Genomic DNA, 16,135 nt, shown 5'->3' with positions numbered 1-16,135 from the left:
TATTACACTTAAAAAACATTTAAAAATAATGATGCAAAATATCAAAAAAATTACCGCTTTAGAAACATTTCCAGTAAGACATCCCGTACTTCGGGCTGAAAAACCAATTGAAAGTTGTCATTTTGATGGAGACATTTTAGAAACCACCTTTCATTTTGGATTGTATGAAAACGAAAATCTGGCAGGTGTCATTTCATTATTCGAAGAAAAAAACGACTTATTTGCTGCAGAAAAGCAGTTTCAAATTCGAGGAATGGCAGTTTTAAAAGAGCATCAAAAAAAAGGTTTTGGTGAACAACTCATTCTCAATTCTGAGAAATATTGCATGAATCAAAATTCAAATTTAATTTGGTTCAATGCCCGAAAAGAAGCTGTTGGCTTTTATGAAAAAATGGGATACCAAGTCAAAGGATTGCCTTTTGAAATAAAAGGAGTCGGAGAACACATTGTCATGTTTAAAAAAAATGAATGATGAACGCGTTATTTCTAATACTACTACTCTGTGTAACTACTAGTTGCAAAAAGGCAGAACTAAAAAGCGAGGTGATATTGAAAAAAGAAATTTCAAATCCTCCTGTTCTACCCGAAGATAAATCTATTAGAATTGACTCTACCCTACTAACTTCTTTTAACAACAAAACACTTTCCGCTTTTTATAAATCTACTAATTACAGAACAATTTGGCAATCTGAGGAAAACAGAAAAATAATTCTGGAGGAACTCCTTAAATCTGACGAGGAAGGACTAAATCCAGAAGATTACAAAGTAAAAACTTTAAGTGATTTTGAAAAAAAATCAGCAACACTAAACGATTCTGATTTAGCTAAATATGACATTTTACTGACCTCGAGTTTTCAAAAATACATTTTACATTTGACTAACGGAACACTGAATCCCAGAAAACTCTACAAAAACTGGGATTTAAAAGAAAACCACATTGACATAAATGAGACCTTGACACATTTACTGGACAGTGACTCCTTAGCAGATAAAATAGAGCAATTGAAACCCAATCATATTGCTTACAAAAGATTAAAAAAAGCACTGAGATTGATTAATACTTTTCCTAAAGATAATTTTAAAGCATTAAAAATCTCGCAAATAATTTCTCCAAACGACACCAATCCTTCGATAATTGACATTAAAAAAAGATTGACTTACTGGAAAGAGCTACAATATAAAGATAGCTTAACATCTATTTACGACGAAGAAACGATACTTGCCATAGAAAAATTTCAAAAACGTCATGGCTTAGCGGTGGATGGAATAATTGGAACAGGAACAATAGCTTCACTCAATTTTTCCAAAAAACAACGAATGCAACAAATTATCGTAAATCTTGAGCGTTGGAAATGGTATCCAAAAGAAATGGGAAAAGAATATGTGATCATTAATATTCCGGACTACAGATTGACGTTAGTCAAAGATAGAGACACGCTGAGAACGCACAGAGTAATTGTGGGAAGAGCTAAAAGAAAAACACCAATTCTTAGTTCCAAATTAACTCAAGTGGTTTTTAATCCAACCTGGACAGTTCCTCCAACTATATTGAGAGAAGATGTGATTCCGGCGATTTTAAAAGATCAAAACTATTTGACCGAATCAAACATTAAAGTATATGACAATAATGGAATAATAGTAAGTCCTTACGAATGGCAATTGTCACAGGCCAAAACCTATCGTTATGTTCAAAGTCCGGGAACTTTTAATTCGTTGGGAATGGTTAAAATTATTTTCCCGAACCGCTTTTCTGTTTATTTACACGATACCAATCACAGGGACTATTTTGACAAAATAGATCGTTCGTTGAGTTCGGGTTGCGTCAGAGTAGATGATCCATTAGAATTAACCGAATATTTACTGGACGATACTGTCAATTGGAATCTGGATAAAATTACAGAAATCCTACAAAACGAAAAAACAAAATTTGTAAAAATCAAAAAAGAAGTTTCTTTCCACTTATTATATTGGACCGCTTGGAGCGAAAACAACAAACTGATTTTTAGAGATGATATTTACAATCTAGATGCTGATTTATACACTAAATTAAGAAATTGATTCTGCTCCAAATTTAGAAACTCTTGATGGATGGTAAATAAAGAAACATGATTTGTTTTTTATTGTACTGATAATTTCTTTAGACAATTCTACCGGCACAGCAGGGCAGCCTTGACTTCTTCCCAGCCTGTGATTGTTTTTTATAAATGAATTAGAAACATAATCAGCTGCATGCATCACCACACCTCTTGCTCTTGCATTGTCATTAACTCCTTTTTCTAAACCATCTAATTTAAGTGACATTCCATGTTTGCCATTATAAATTTCACCTGTGGCATAAAAACCCAAACTGCTTTTATACGATTCAGCTGAATTTGAAAAATTAGAAGCAAATTCATTTCCTGTATTTCTTCCATGCGCAACAAGAGAATGAAACAACACATTTCCGGTAACTAGATCAATTACCCAAAGTCTTTTGGTATTCGAAGACAAGCTAAAATCAATTAAGGTTAAAATATCTTTCTTAATTAATCCTTTTTCTTTCAATGAATAATACCCTTTTAAAGCTTCAGCGAAGCTTTCTAATTTAGGCAAAGCAAATTTATCAGAATGTAAATTGCTGTATGCTATTTCAATTTTAGTGTCAACACTAGATTCTACCGTTTTGGCATAAACTACTGGTTTAACATCATTTGGCTCAGGAAAGCTTGTTTTGCTCGTAGAGAAAGAAAACAGCATAAACAAAATAGTAGGGAATAGACTATAAATCATTGATTATCTTTAAGTTATAAATTAATTCGGGATTGCAAACGTACGTCAAAAAATATCGATCAAAACATTTTTAACATAATTTTAGTTCCTTTAGAACGAAAAACTTGATGAAATATTGAGTGAAAAATCATAAATAACACAATTTCTATGTTAATTTTGTTATTTTTGTTTAGAATCAATCCCAATTTATGTCAAAATTACATTCTACAGCTATTTTTTTTTTAATATTCTTTAGTTACACTGTTTATAGCCAAAAAAAAACGCTTCAAGCAAAATCCATCACAGAAAACATAACAATTGATGGGAAGATAAACGAGAAAGTTTGGGAAGCAGCTTCAGTTGCTTCCGATTTTATAATGTTTGAACCTGATAATGGAAAACCTATAAGCAATGATAAAAAAACAGAAGTAAAAGTACTGTATAACAACAATGCCATTTACATATCGGCATTGCTTTATGACAATGAACCGGAAAAAATTCAGAAAGAAATAACAAATCGAGATGTTTTTGGAGTTTCTGATCATTTTTCCGTTTCTATCAATGGTTTCAATGATGGCCAACAAGATTTTCGGTTTTTTGTAAGTGCCGCGGGAGTCCAAATGGATTGTTTAGCAATTGAAGATTCTGAAGATTTTACTTGGGATACCATCTGGGACAGCGAAGTAACACTCACTGAATTTGGTTGGGTTGTGGAGATGAAAATTCCTTATGCCGCTTTACGATTTTCAAAAGCCGATAAACAAACTTGGGGTTTAAACTTCATGCGTGAAATCAAGCGCGATGTACAAAAATATACTTGGAATAGGATTGATACTAAAATTGGCGCTGTAATTCCGCAAGCGGGAATTCTTGAAGGAATTGAAAGCATAGAAACGCCTACCCGCCTTTTCCTGATTCCCTATTCATCTGCTTACTATCAACAAAGTGATATTGGTTCTGACACTACTTTAAAAGCCGGGTTGGATATAAAATACGGCATAAACGATTCCTTTACATTAGATGCTATTTTGGTGCCTGATTTTGGGCAAACAAAATTTGACAATGCTATTTTGAATTTAGAGCCTTTCGAACAACAGTTGGAAGAAAATAGACCCTTTTTTACCGAAGGAACTGATTTGTTCAGCAAAGGAAATCTATTCTATTCCCGAAGAATTGGCGGCGCTCCAAGCACTGAGCCTGCAACTGCTGAAAATGAAGAAATTACCAATTATCCAAGTACGGTAGATTTACTGAATGCAGTGAAAATATCTGGTCGTACTGAAAAAGGGTTGGGTATTGGATTTCTGAATGCCGTGACTGAAAAGACAAAAGCTACTATTTTAAACAATGACACTGGCGAAGTTAGAAAAGAGGTCATTGAACCACTAGCCAATTATAACATGTTAGTTTTAGATCAGCGTTTCAACCAAAACTCATCCGTTACATTTGTTAATGCAAATACCACCAGAAATGGAAGTTTTAGAGATGCGAATGTTTCTGGATTACTATTCGATTTAAACACAAAAAAAAATACGTATAACTTATACGGAGATTTTAAATACAGTACTATCAATACCATTGAAGATTACGATGGCTATAAAGCAGAATTGAATTTCAGAAAAACCAGTGGAAAATACCGATACCTGCTTTCTGGAAAATACATCTCCAAAAATTATGATGTAAATGATTTAGGAATAATTTTCTACACTAATTACCATAACGCCTATGCCAGTGGTAGTTACAGAATCGTTAACCCAACAAAGGTCTTCAACACATTCAAAGTGAACCAATTTGTCAATTTGGAAATCGAAAACACCACCGGAAAACTGCAAACTGGCGCTATTGGGACTGAAATAAAAGCAACAACATTAAAGAATAATTATTTCGAATTTGTCTTAGAAGCCACACCTTTTAAAACTTTCGATTTTTATGAACCTCGTGAATATGGAAGATATGTCTTTATTCCTGAAAAAGTTTTTACTGCTATAAATTTCACATCAAATGAAAACAATGCTTTTTCGATAATTATTCAACCTTCATTCACAAAATACAATGAGGATGACAGAGGCAATTACGGTCTTTATTTAGGTCCAAAATACCGATTCAACGATAGACTTTCTATCGCATTCGCAATGGATTACATCAACCAAAGTAATTATCGAGGCTGGGTTGATTCTAATGAAACTGGGATAATTTTTGCCGAACGTAATCGAGAAATACTTCAAAATGATCTTACCGGAAAATATTCGTTGAACAATAAAATGACTATTAACTTAACGGCGCGTTATTATTGGTCATACTCAAAAAATCATGAATTCTTCACCTTACAAAACAACGGTTATTTAACTCCAAACAGTACTTACGCACAAAACAAGGACAGGAATTTCAATTCTTGGAACTTTGATTTATCGTATTCTTGGTGGTTTGCTCCAGGAAGCGAAATCTCTATTTTGTATCGTAATTATGGCTTAGAAAGAGCTGACGTGGTTGAAAAAGATCTATCAAAAAATCTTAAAAATATTTTTAACAGCGATCTTACCAATGTACTTTCTATAAGCATTCGCTATTTTATTGATTACAATACAGTGAAAAATAAATTTTAATTTTTTCAAATCAAACTGTAACATTCGATTGAAAAGGGAGTCTATTCATTCAAACTATTCAGTGGATTGGTGATTTCTCCTTTTGAAGCTGTTTTGGTTTTTCTAATTTTTGCATCAATCAATCAACAGTTTCATGAAAAATCATTTATTGCTTTGTTTTCTATTACTATATGCTTTTGGCTACAGCCAAAAAAAAATCTTACAAACGAAATTCATTTCGGAAAAAATTGAAATTGACGGAAAATTAGACGAAAACACATGGCAGACCGCTTCAATAGCCAATGATTTTATCATGTTTGATCCAGACAACGGCAAAACGATTCCAGAAAACAAGAAAACAGAAGTAAAAGTTTTATACGATAATGACGCCATATATATTGGAGCCATTATGTATGATGAAAATCCCGATAAAATTTTAAGAGAAATTACCCAACGGGATAATTTTGGTACTTCTGATCTTTTTGGCGTTTTTATAAATGGTTTTAATGATGGACAACAGGATTTTCAATTTTTTGTCAATGCTGCAGATGGACAGGCAGATTGCATTACCACTGACACCAATGGCGAGGATTATTCCTGGGATGCCGTTTGGAAAAGCAAAGCCGTAATTACTGATAAAGGCTGGGTTGTAGAAATGAGAATTCCATACGCTGCACTACGTTTTTCCAATGAAAACAAACAAACTTGGGGGCTTAATTTTTTCAGGGAAATCAGACGGGATCGTCATAAATACACTTGGAATTTTATTGATTCGAAACTAGGGACTTTCACCCAACAGACTGGAGTTCTCGAAGGAATTGAAAACATAAAACCACCTACCCGACTCTTCCTTTTGCCCTATTCTTCCTTTTATGTCAATGCGAATGCGCAACAAAAAACATACGGAACACTCAAAGGCGGATTGGATTTAAAGTATGGAATAAACGATGCTTTTACGCTGGATATGATTCTTATTCCTGATTTTGGACAAACAAAATACGATGATCAAATTCTGAATTTAGGACCATTCGAACAACAATTTAACGAAAACAGACCTTTTTTCACAGAGGGAACCGATTTGTTCAGCAAAGGAAATTTGGTTTATTCGAGACGAATTGGAGGAAACCCAATCCATTATCCTACCGCTGCTGCTAATGAAGAAATCATAGACAATCCGGCAAGTGTAAATCTTATCAATGCTTTAAAAATATCCGGAAGAACCAAGAATGGGTTGGGAATAGGAATATTGAATGCAGTGACCGAAAAAACTTCAGCAACTATTCGAAATAACGACACACAAGAAGTCCGAAAAGAAATAGTTGAACCACTAGCAAATTACAATGTTTTAGTACTGGACCAGCGCTTTCGCAAAAATTCCTCAATTGCGTTTGTAAATACGAATGTAACTCGAAACGGAAGTTTTAGGGATGGAAATGTTACGGCATTAGTTTGGGATTTGAACACCAAGAAAAATACTTACAGCCTTTCAGGAGATTTCAAATACAGTTATATCAATGCTATTGAAGATAAAAAAGGGATTAATTCCCAATTAAATTTCTCTGAAACCAGCGGGAAATACCGATATGGTTTTGGTGCTAACATAGCCACTAAAGATTTCGACAATAATGATTTAGGAATCAATTTTGAAACTAATTATTACAGTTTATATGGCAATACCAGTTATAGAATCCTTAATCCAACTAAATATTTCAACAGTTTTAATGCTTATCTTAATGTCTATTCACAATTTCAAAAAGAAACCGGTAAAATTCAATCCAGTAATGTGAATTTTGAGATCAACTCTAAAAACAAAAAAAATCACTTTTTCGGAATCGGGATTGATGCCAATGCATTGGAAACATATGATTATTATGAACCAAGAACGGCCGACAGATATGTAATAAGACCTACTAAACTTGGAGGGTTTTTATATATTTCGACCAATTACAACAATAGGTTTGCCATTGATATAAATCCTTCTTATGCTTTTTTTGATGAATCAGGAAGAAATTCCTATGGCTTTTCTGTTGGTCCAAGATATCGTTTTAATGACAAATTATCGATGAATTACAACTTCAATTTTTTCAGACAAAACAACAATAAAGGGTATGTAGACAGCATTAATGACGACATGAATTCGGCTACGCCAAACACTATAATTTTCGCCAATAGAAATGTAATTACCTATTCGAATACACTTTCGGGAAAGTATTCACTGAACAGTCAAATGACGTTTAATATTTCGTTGCGCCAATATTGGTCGTATGCCGAAAATAAAAACACGTTATCATTACAACAAAACGGAAGACTTGCTGATTTTGCAGGATATACTGCCAATAAAAACTCGAGTTTTTACTCTTGGAATGCTGATTTGTCTTATTCTTGGTGGTTTGCGCCCGGAAGTCAAGTTTCTGTTTTATATCGAAATAATGCTGGTGCCTTCGAAAGAAACATCAATAAAGAGTTTACGGACAATGTCACTAATCTACTGAATAACGATGCATTGAGTCATGTTTTCTCGATAAGTGTGCGTTACTTTATAGATTACAATCAAGTTAAGAATAAATTCTAAATGCATTAATTTTAAAAAAGACAACGTTCCACAACAAAATAATCATTATTTGTTATTGTTAGCCTCCGAATGTATAATAGTGATTTCCATTCATTCGAACATTTTTAGAAATACTTTATCTTTGTTTAAAATATAGTATAATGAACAAAAAAGTAATTCTTATGATTTTGGACGGTTGGGGAAAATCTCCTGACCCGAAAGTATCAGCTATCGATAATGCCAATATTCCCTTTATAAACAGTCTTTATAGAAATTATCCAAGCGCTCAACTTCGAACTGATGGTTTAAATGTAGGTTTACCAGAAGGACAAATGGGAAACAGCGAAGTAGGACACATGAATCTTGGCGCCGGTAGAATTGTATATCAGGATTTAGCCAAAATTAACCTTGCCGTTGCACATGACACTTTAGCAAAAGAGCAAGTTTTAGTTAATGCCTTTACCTATGCCAGAATAAACAATAAAAAAGTACATTTTTTAGGTCTGGTTTCAGATGGTGGTGTACACTCTCATACTTCTCATTTACGTGGCTTGATTGACGCTACACAACAACACGGATTACAAAAAGTTTTCGTTCACGCTTTCACAGACGGTCGTGACGTGGATCCAAAATCCGGTAAACATTACATTCAGGATTTACAAGATTATATTGCTAATACTACCGTAAAACTGGCTTCGGTTGTGGGACGTTATTATGCAATGGATCGTGACAGACGCTGGGAAAGAGTGAAACTCGCTTACGATTTATTGGTAAACGGAATTGGAACACATTCAACAAATGCAGTAGCTTCCATCGAAGAAAGTTATGAAGTTAATGTAACTGATGAATTTATTCATCCAACGGTTATGGTCGATGAATATGACAAACCATTAGCCACAATTGAAGAAGATGATGTTGTTATTTTCTTTAATTTCAGAACGGACAGAGGAAGAGAATTAACGGAAGTATTGACTCAAATGGATTGTCATGAGCAAAACATGCACAAATTGAATTTGTATTATGTCACGCTTACCAATTATGACGAAACCTACCAAAATGTAAAAGTCGTTTATAACAAAGATAACATTACTGAAACCCTTGGTGAAATTTTAGAAAAAGCACATAAAAAGCAAATTCGTATTGCCGAAACAGAGAAATATCCTCACGTGACTTTCTTCTTTTCCGGCGGCAGAGAATTACCTTTTGCTGGTGAAAGTCGTATCTTGAAAAACTCTCCAAAAGTAGCCACTTATGATTTACAACCGGAAATGAGTGCCTTTGAATTGACAGATGCTCTGGTTCCTGAATTGGAGAAAGAAGAAGTGGATTTTGTATGTCTTAATTTTGCCAATGGCGATATGGTAGGTCATACCGGAATTATGAGTGCTGCGATAAAAGCTTGTGAAGCGGTTGACAAATGTGTCGAAAAAGTAATCACAGCAGCATTAGCCCATAATTATACTACGATTGTAATTGCAGATCACGGAAATTGCGAAACGATGATTAATCCTGATGGAAGCCCTAATACGGCCCACACAACAAATCCAGTTCCAATTATATTAGTAGACAAAGATCTAAGAACCATTCATGATGGAGTTCTTGGTGATATCGCTCCAACTATCTTGGAATTAATGGGAGTTGAAAAACCTGCTGTGATGACTTGTCATTCCTTATTATAAAAATTACGACAGGACTACAACTCAAATAATTCATAATGAAAGCTGTTCCAATTGGGACGGCTTTTTTATTATACCTCATTTGATTTTAAAAGTTCTTATAAAATTGTACTTTTGCAAACTGAAAAACAAGAATTATGATTATTGTAAAATCACGTGAAGAAATAGAATTAATGCGCGAAAGTGCGTTGATCGTATCAAAAACATTAGGAATGATTGCTTCTGAAATCAAAGAAGGAGTCACCACTTTATATCTGGACAAATTAGCCGAAGCATTCATTCGTGATCATGGAGCCGTACCCAGTTTTCTTGGATTATATGGTTTCCCAAATTCACTTTGCATGAGTCCAAACGCTCAAGTGGTTCATGGTATTCCAAATAATACGCCTTTAAAAAGCGGTGATGTAATCTCTGTAGATTGTGGCGCATACAAAAACGGATACCATGGCGATCATGCGTATTCTTTTGAAATTGGCGAAGTCGCTCCGGAAACTAAAAAATTATTGCAGGTAACCAAAGAATCTTTGTACGCAGGTATCCGCGAATTAAGAGTTGGAAATCGCGTGGAAGACGTGGGAAATGCAATTCAACGATATACTGAAGCACATGGTTATGGTGTGGTTCGTGAATTGGTAGGACATGGTTTAGGGCAAAAAATGCACGAAGATCCCGAAATGCCTAATTATGGTAAAAAAGGGAGAGGAAAACTTTTTGTAGAGGGAATGGTTGTGGCTATTGAACCCATGATTAATTTGGGAACCCGAAACATAAAACAACACAAAGACGGTTGGACAATAACGACTGCTGACGGAAAACCAAGTGCCCATTTTGAGCATGACGTAGCTATTATCGATGGAAAACCAGAGATTTTATCCACTTTTGCTTATGTTTATAAAGCTCTGGGAATTGTGAGTAATGAAGAAGATGAGTTTAGACAAACACCTTTAGTGCTGTAATGAAAAAACTATTTAAACTTATACTCAATACTATTCCGCGTCCTATACTTATCCGTTTAAGTTATGTGGCACGACCAGTTCTAGCATTAGCACTAAAAGGAACTACATTCACTGATCCAATTGATGGGAAAAGCTTCAAAATGTTTCTGCCTTATGGATATGGAACACAACGAAATAATGTGCTTTCACCAAGTACACTTTCCCTGGAAAGACATCGTTTATTATGGTTGTATTTGAATGAAGAAACTGATTTTTTTACATCGGCAGCAAAAAAGAAAGTATTGCATTTTGCACCAGAACAAGCCTTTTATAAATTGTTTCGAAATCAGAAAAATCTGGAGTACACCACAACCGATTTATTTTCGCCATTAGCGGATGTAAAGGCTGATATTTGTAATTTGCCTTTTGAAGACAATCAATATGATGTCATTCTTTGCAATCACGTTCTGGAACATATTCCGGATGACACGAAAGCCATGCAGGAATTATATCGGGTTTTAAAACCGGGCGGAATGGCTATCTTACAAATTCCACAGGATTTATCCAGAGCAACAACTTTTGCTGATGATACCATTACGGATCAAAAAGAACGCGCCAAAATCTTCGGACAGTACGATCATGTTCGTATTTATGGTCGTGATTATTTTGATAAATTGAGAAGTATTGGTTTTAAAGTAATTGAAGAAGATTACACTAATAAAATTGCACCCGAATTAGTAGAAAAATATTGTTTGGCCAAAGGGGAAATTATTCCGGTTTGTTTTAAATAATTTACACCATAAAAAAAACCTGCTAAAGTTAATTTTAGCAGGTTTTTAGTTTATAAATGAGTTGGTTTATTTTTTTTCCGGCATCAACATTCCAATTACTTTATCTTTTGTAAGATATTTTTTTGCAATATCCTGAATATCCTTCGCCGTTACTGCGTTTACAGATTCTTCAAATTTCAAGACTTCTTCAGCACTATTTCCATTGATATAAGATCTGGTGAAATTAGACAACCAGTATTTATTTTCTTTGCTATCTTTTCTGAAATCAGCTAATTCACCTTCTTTAAATTTAGCCACATCTTTTTCATCTGGCCCATTATCAATAATGTTTTGAAGTTCTTTCAAAGCAGAAGCTGTCAATTTTTCGGCATTATCAGGTCCGCATGGGAAACTGATGGTAAAACTGTACGATCCATTTGGAACTTTATTCATGCTTCCTCTAGCAGATACACCGTAAACTCCACTTTCGTTTTCACGTAATTGTTCGATTAATTTTATGGTCAAAACTTCTCCAAGTGCTTGAATAGTCATTGCATCTTTAGCAGAATATTTTGCATCTCCATAATACATAATAGTTACGTTACTTTTAGGATCAGCTCCTTTATTAACCACTTTTTTCAAATCTCCTTTTAGCAATCTATATCCTAAATCTACTGTTTTCTCTTTCTTATCAGTAGCAGGCAAAGACGCTAAATATTTAATAGCATACGCTTCCATAGTTTTATCATCAATATTTCCAACGAAATAAAACTCAAAATCAGCTGCATTGGCAAAACGCTCTTTGTACTTATTGTACGCTAACTTGTAATCTGTTTCAGCCCAAGATTTATCCGTTGGCATAACTCCGTTGAATCTTGGATTTTCTTTGTTTAAATAAGTATAAAACTCTTGTTGAAAATAGTTTTGTGGTTGCGAAGCCATATTCTTAAAGAAACTAGACTGTTTTTGTTTAAAGCCTTCAAAAGCTTCAGGATCATAGTTCAAATCAGTAAAATAAGCATACGTCATTTGGAAAAGATATTCTAAATCCTTAGGAGTAGCATTTCCTCTTAAACCTTCAGTAGTTCCACCTATATATGGATTTACTCTAGCTATTTTACCCGTCATGAATTTATTGATATCATTCAATTTTAGTCCTGAGAATCCGGCTTCCGCCAAAGCTCCATTTGCGAATTGAACTTTTTTCATATCCTCATTAGAATATAAATTAGATCCTCCAAGACTCACTGCCTCAAAAAGAACCTCATCATTTTTGAAATCAGTATTCTTATAGGTCACCTTAACGCCATTAGATAACACTAACGTTTTTGTTCCAATTTCAGCATTGCTTTCACGCTTAACAATAGTACCAGGTTTAACTTCGTTTCTTAATAAACTTGTAGCAACAGCAGCATCTTCATAAGGCTTAATATCATCTGTATTGATTTTCAATGCATCCAGAACTTCTTGTTCTGTAACTTTTTTCAACCCTTCTTTTTCAGGACCAGTAAGAATAATGACACGATTGTCTTCTTTTACATAATCTTTAATCAAACCGTTAACATCTTTCAAATCAATCAAAGGCATCAATTGTTTCATCGTTTGATACGTCCATTCGATTCCGGGAACTGGCTCTTTTTCCAAGAAATTAGCTTGGTATTCTCCAACAAAATTCACTGAATTCGTTTTATCTCTGTCGTTGTATGCCTTTTCAATAGAAGCCAGAAATTCTGATTTTGAACGATCTAACTCACCTTGAGTAAATCCAAATTTCTTAGCTCTTTCATTTTCAGTTACCAATACTTTCAAAGCACTTAATTGCTTATCTTCTTGAGACATAGCCACAGACTGATATGCTTTTTTATTTCTGGCCCAAGTGCCGCCATAATAAGAATATCCATAGGTAAATGGAGGTGTGGCTGAATTGGTCAGTTCATCCAATCTCGTATTTAAAAGCGTAGAGAATAATCCCTCAACAATGTAATTTTTAAAATCTCCAATATTCACGATTGGTTTTGGAGCTCCATAATCTTTATAAACCAACTGAACTTGAGCATTTGAAGCTTCTTTATCACTTTCAACAGCTACAAAAGTTTCCTTGTGATTAGGAACATCATAAAATTTTCTAGGTTTTTCTTTCGCTGGATTTTTATAACTTGAAAAATGAGAAATGATTTTTTTCTCCATTTCTGCTACGTCAATATCACCAACAACAATTACGCTCATCAAATTTGGACGATACCAATCCTTGTAGAAATTAATTAACGATTGGTGTTTGAATTTTTCTAAAATTTCTTTTTGACCAATTGGCAAACGCTTCGCATAATGTGATTCATGCATCATTTTAGAAATGTAGCGCCCCAACATTCTTTTTTGAGCACCTAAACCCAATCTGTATTCTTCTAAAACTACGCCTCTTTCTTTATCAATTTCTTCCGGTGTCAAAACCGTATTAAAAGCCCAATCCTCTATAATTTGAAATCCTTTTTCTAATTTTTCAGGACTGTCAGATGGAATTGGTAAAAAGTAAACCGTTTCATCAAAACTGGTATACGCATTCAAATGTTGCCCAAACTTTACACCAATACTTTGCAGATAATCGACTAATTGATTTTTAGGAAAACGTTTGGTTCCATTAAAACACATGTGTTCCATAAAGTGAGCCAATCCTTGTTGATCATCCTCCTCAAGGATAGAACCCGCATTCACCACCAGCCTAAGGTCTACTTTTTTTTCTGGTTTGGCATTTTTCTTGATGTAATAGGTTAAGCCGTTTTCAAGCTTCCCTGTTTTTACACTTGGATCGAATGGAATTGCTTTTGAATAATCCATTTGCTGTGCAAAAGCAGCCAATGGAAACAGCATGATTCCGAATACTAAATTGTTGATTTTTTTCATAGGGTTAGATATATTTGAAGCAAAAATAATAAGATAACTCTTAACATTTAAAAATATTGTATTTTAATTAACAGAAATTACATACAAAACATATTTGCTGTCTAAAATTACATTATTGGATAAAAACGAAGAGTATTCCTTATATTTACAAAATCTTAAGCGCTACAAAATGATAAAATCTTTTTTCAAAATAGTCACCTTTTTTCTTTTTGTATTTTCAGTAAATCCTGTTGCTGCACAAGTAGAAAGAGAAGTTGCTCCGCCCTACAACATCAAAACGATTTCTTTTTTACAAAGTGATCGAAATATGATTCCAATTTTTAAATTAGGAGAAGGATTCCAATTACAGTTTGATGACCTTTTTGGCAATGAAGCCAATTATTATTACGAAATAATCCATTGCGATTACAACTGGATTCCTACCGGAATTCCAAAAAACGAATATTTACAAGGCTTTGACAATCAAAGAATTCAAGATTACACGAATTCATTCAATACATTACAAATCTATTCGCATTACAAATTATCAATTCCCAATCAGTTTACACAGCAGTTGCGAATCAGCGGAAATTATATCATTAAAGTTTTAGATGAAAATAAAGAAGTCGTGTTTTCCAGAAAATTCATTTTATGTGAAGATCTTGTTACGGTTCCAACGCAGGTGAAAAGAGCACGAACAGTAAGTAACATAGAACTGAAACACAATTTAGAGTTCTCTATAAAATCAAGCGTAATTACATTTCAAAATCCTATGAAAAACGTTAAAGTCGTTCTGCTTCAAAACGGACAATTTAACACTGCCCTAAAAAATGTGGTTCCACAATACACCATTGGGAATGACCTGATTTACAAATATGATCCTGAAACACAGTTTTGGGCAGGAAATGAGTTTTTGTTTTTTGAAAACAAAGACATACGATCCGCAAGTAATAATGTATCACGTATAGATTCTAACACCGCTATTTACGGTTCTTATTTATACACCAATGCTGCAAGAACAAATTTCCCTTACTCGTTTACCCAAGATGTTAATGGCGATTTTGTTGTTAATAACATAAATGCCACAAATCCAGAAATCGAAGCGGATTATGCATGGGTTTATTTCAGCCTTTCTGCTCCCACATTTAGACTGAAAAAAAATATTTATGTCGGCGGAATATTCAATAATTACAATCTGACTCCCGAATACAAAATGGATTATAATTCCCAAAAAGGAGTTTATGAAAAAGCTATTTTAGTCAAACAGGGATTTACAAACTATCAATACATTGTTGCTGACGACAAAGGAGTTGTTGACTATGAAAATGCAATTGACGGGAATTTTTATCAAACGGAAAATGATTACACAATACTAGTTTATTACAGAGAGAATACGGATCGATACGACAGAGTTGTCGGGAAAGGAATAGCAAATTCATTAAATATCACCAACTAAAAAAACTTTTCAAAAATTTGACAAAACGAGATCAATTTTTTGTAAATTTGTCAATAATAAACACATATTCATCCCATTTAATATGGTTTCTCAAATAACAAGAGGTATAAAAATTTCAGTTTTGACTAGTTTTGAAGGAACTTACTTCAAAAACTATAAGATTCACTTTGCCTTTAGTTATGTAATCACAATTGAAAACCACAGTAAGGATTCTGTTCAATTGATTTCTCGTCATTGGGAAATTTTTGATTCTTTAAACACCATAGAAACAGTTGACGGAGAAGGTGTTATTGGAAAAAAACCAGTTTTAAAACCTGGTGAATTTCACACGTACAGTTCTGGCTGTTTGCTTTCTTCCCCTTATGGCGCGATGAAAGGATATTTCAATATGATTAACTTCACCTCTACAAAGAACTTCAAAGTCATTGTACCTACTTTCAGGTTATGTGCTCCGTTTGCTTTGAATTAAACTTCAACTGTTTTATTAGAATTTTAACTTTCAATCAGATTCTCTGATTGATGAATTATTGTTACCTTTAC

Annotated in this window: 11 protein-coding genes; 9 read left to right on the top strand and 2 right to left on the bottom strand. The window is 33.9% G+C overall.

All coding sequences use genetic code 11. The annotated features are described in order from the left end of the window. Window positions 1–31 precede the first annotated feature (31 nt). Window positions 32–472 carry a GNAT family N-acetyltransferase gene (locus tag ACNQGX_RS01830; protein ID WP_417973513.1) on the top strand — a complete coding sequence of 147 codons (441 nt, stop codon included), beginning with the start codon at window positions 32–34 and terminating at the stop codon, window positions 470–472. 71 nt (window positions 473–543) lie between these two features. Next, window positions 544–2,058, top strand: coding sequence for a L,D-transpeptidase family protein (locus ACNQGX_RS01825; protein ID WP_417973861.1), 1,515 nt, complete (start codon window positions 544–546; stop codon window positions 2,056–2,058). Here ACNQGX_RS01825 and ACNQGX_RS01820 read toward each other — a convergent pair. Continuing rightward, window positions 2,047–2,769, bottom strand: coding sequence for a murein L,D-transpeptidase catalytic domain family protein (locus tag ACNQGX_RS01820; protein WP_417973511.1), 723 nt, complete (start codon window positions 2,767–2,769; stop codon window positions 2,047–2,049). The genes ACNQGX_RS01825 and ACNQGX_RS01820 overlap by 12 nt on opposite strands. A gap of 188 nt (window positions 2,770–2,957) precedes the next feature. On the opposite strand from ACNQGX_RS01820, the gene ACNQGX_RS01815 reads away from it, so the two are divergent. The 5 genes from ACNQGX_RS01815 (at window position 2,958) to ACNQGX_RS01795 (ending at window position 11,283) form a co-directional block, all read left to right on the top strand. After that, window positions 2,958–5,351: a DUF5916 domain-containing protein gene (locus ACNQGX_RS01815; RefSeq protein WP_417973509.1), complete on the top strand. Its 2,394-nt coding sequence runs from the start codon at window positions 2,958–2,960 to the stop codon at window positions 5,349–5,351. A 133-nt stretch (window positions 5,352–5,484) separates the two neighbouring features. Beyond that, window positions 5,485–7,902 (top strand): DUF5916 domain-containing protein, encoded by a 2,418-nt coding sequence (locus ACNQGX_RS01810; RefSeq protein ID WP_417973507.1) that lies wholly within the window; start codon window positions 5,485–5,487, stop codon window positions 7,900–7,902. A gap of 140 nt (window positions 7,903–8,042) precedes the next feature. Beyond that, on the top strand, window positions 8,043–9,560 hold the full coding sequence (gene gpmI, locus ACNQGX_RS01805) for a 2,3-bisphosphoglycerate-independent phosphoglycerate mutase (RefSeq protein ID WP_417973505.1): 1,518 nt from the start codon (window positions 8,043–8,045) through the stop codon (window positions 9,558–9,560). Between the two features lie 134 nt (window positions 9,561–9,694). After that, on the top strand, window positions 9,695–10,513 hold the full coding sequence (gene map / locus ACNQGX_RS01800; protein WP_417973503.1) for a type I methionyl aminopeptidase: 819 nt from the start codon (window positions 9,695–9,697) through the stop codon (window positions 10,511–10,513). Beyond that, on the top strand, window positions 10,513–11,283 hold the full coding sequence (locus ACNQGX_RS01795; protein ID WP_417973501.1) for a class I SAM-dependent methyltransferase: 771 nt from the start codon (window positions 10,513–10,515) through the stop codon (window positions 11,281–11,283). Before map ends, ACNQGX_RS01795 begins: the two co-directional genes overlap by 1 nt. Before the next feature lie 66 nt (window positions 11,284–11,349). Here ACNQGX_RS01795 and ACNQGX_RS01790 read toward each other — a convergent pair whose 3' ends face one another. Continuing rightward, the gene (locus ACNQGX_RS01790) at window positions 11,350–14,160 is read right to left on the bottom strand and encodes a M16 family metallopeptidase (protein WP_417973499.1); all 2,811 of its coding nucleotides are present in this window, start codon (window positions 14,158–14,160) and stop codon (window positions 11,350–11,352) included. 169 nt (window positions 14,161–14,329) lie between these two features. Here ACNQGX_RS01790 and ACNQGX_RS01785 point away from each other — a divergent pair, with 169 nt between their 5' ends. Together ACNQGX_RS01785 and apaG are read left to right on the top strand one after the other, a co-directional pair. Beyond that, window positions 14,330–15,595 (top strand): type IX secretion system plug protein, encoded by a 1,266-nt coding sequence (locus ACNQGX_RS01785; protein ID WP_417973497.1) that lies wholly within the window; start codon window positions 14,330–14,332, stop codon window positions 15,593–15,595. An 82-nt stretch (window positions 15,596–15,677) separates the two neighbouring features. Continuing rightward, the gene (apaG, locus tag ACNQGX_RS01780) at window positions 15,678–16,064 is read left to right on the top strand and encodes a Co2+/Mg2+ efflux protein ApaG (RefSeq protein WP_417973494.1); all 387 of its coding nucleotides are present in this window, start codon (window positions 15,678–15,680) and stop codon (window positions 16,062–16,064) included. The last annotated feature ends 71 nt before the right edge of the window (window positions 16,065–16,135 follow it).

It is taken from the genome of Flavobacterium glycogeni (assembly GCF_048286775.1).
Classification (GTDB): Bacteria; Bacteroidota; Bacteroidia; order Flavobacteriales; family Flavobacteriaceae; genus Flavobacterium.
Note: the sequence above shows the minus strand (reverse complement) of the source record. Positions and strands in the feature narration are given on the sequence as shown.

Coding starts and splice junctions, on each gene's coding strand:
- ACNQGX_RS01830 (WP_417973513.1), top strand. CDS start 32: ATGCAAAATATCAAAAAAATTACCGCTTTAGAAACATTTCCAGTAAGA.
- ACNQGX_RS01820 (WP_417973511.1), bottom strand. CDS start 2,769: ATGATTTATAGTCTATTCCCTACTATTTTGTTTATGCTGTTTTCTTTC.
- ACNQGX_RS01815 (WP_417973509.1), top strand. CDS start 2,958: ATGTCAAAATTACATTCTACAGCTATTTTTTTTTTAATATTCTTTAGT.
- ACNQGX_RS01810 (WP_417973507.1), top strand. CDS start 5,485: ATGAAAAATCATTTATTGCTTTGTTTTCTATTACTATATGCTTTTGGC.
- gpmI (WP_417973505.1), top strand. CDS start 8,043: ATGAACAAAAAAGTAATTCTTATGATTTTGGACGGTTGGGGAAAATCT.
- map (WP_417973503.1), top strand. CDS start 9,695: ATGATTATTGTAAAATCACGTGAAGAAATAGAATTAATGCGCGAAAGT.
- ACNQGX_RS01795 (WP_417973501.1), top strand. CDS start 10,513: ATGAAAAAACTATTTAAACTTATACTCAATACTATTCCGCGTCCTATA.
- ACNQGX_RS01790 (WP_417973499.1), bottom strand. CDS start 14,160: ATGAAAAAAATCAACAATTTAGTATTCGGAATCATGCTGTTTCCATTG.
- ACNQGX_RS01785 (WP_417973497.1), top strand. CDS start 14,330: ATGATAAAATCTTTTTTCAAAATAGTCACCTTTTTTCTTTTTGTATTT.
- apaG (WP_417973494.1), top strand. CDS start 15,678: ATGGTTTCTCAAATAACAAGAGGTATAAAAATTTCAGTTTTGACTAGT.